The following is a 991-nucleotide window of genomic DNA, read 5'->3' as shown; positions in this document are numbered from 1 at the left end:
CCTCCACACCGTCAGAGGAATCCGGCTCTTCCCGGCTGCGGCATTGGTTGTTCGGCCCCCAAATGTCCCAAATTTACCTTTGTGCCGACGGGGCTTCCCCTGCGCAAGCAGCGGATGTAAGGATATATTAGCAATTTGTTAAGTTCGAAGCGAGGTATGCGTAAGGGGAGTTTGGTGATGAACTTCAGAGGCCTGATCAAGCGTGCTGAAGACGTGGATAAAGCGATCCAGGACCTGCAGATCGATCTGGCGGACGCGCTGGATGCAAGTCTCGATGCCGACGACCTGGTGCCGCCAGAGAGCGACGATGTGCCGGATGCCCAGGCGGCAGCCGATGGCGGGCCACCCCAGGCCGACGCGGCAAATGACGACAATGCCGGGAAGGCCGACGCCGCGGGCGATGCGGACAGTTCCGAAACCGCGCCACGGCTGACCGCCCATACACAGACCCGGCTGGCTGCATTGAGCGCCTTCGAGGGTCTCTTCCATGACGCCAGGGACTATCTGGAGGAGATCAACGACAAGCTGTCGGAGATCGGCACCTCGCACCATCTGACGCGCGAATTCCTCAACATCCTCCACAGCGACATCCTGCGCGCCAACGAGCTGGAGGTTGCCAATGCGGCCCTGGCCGCCGAACAGAGGGCGCTGTCGGAGAAGCTGCACGATGCGACGAGAAAATTGCGCGAGCGTGAAGGCGCTTTCGAAGCGCTGCAGCAGCGCGAGACAAGCCTGGTCCAGGACCGGGAGACGCTTCGTGCGGCACTGGCCGCGGTGAGGCTGGAACTCGTGGAGACAGCCAATGCGAGCGCCAAACGCGAAGCGGAGTTCGGCGACATCGCCAAGCGGCTGACCGCCAGGACGGTCGAGGCCAACAGGCGCTTGCGCGAAAGCAAGATGCTGCGCGAAAAGCACGTCAACCTCTCGATCGAACTCGACAAGGCGCTGAAGCGGGAATCGCAGGCGCGCCACAGGCTCGACGAGCTGTCGA

General features: G+C 62.4%; 1 pseudogene. It reads left to right on the top strand.

Going from position 1 to position 991, the window contains the following annotated elements:
* Positions 1-177: 177 nt before the first annotated feature.
* Positions 178-991: pseudogene (locus EN750_RS36225) on the top strand (hypothetical protein); the annotation flags it as partial.

Source organism: Mesorhizobium sp. M7A.F.Ca.ET.027.03.2.1, from assembly GCF_003999175.1.
In the GTDB taxonomy this organism is placed as follows: Bacteria; Pseudomonadota; Alphaproteobacteria; order Rhizobiales; family Rhizobiaceae; genus Mesorhizobium.
The sequence above is the reverse complement of the archived record's forward strand: the minus strand, read 5'-3'. Positions and strand labels throughout refer to the sequence as shown.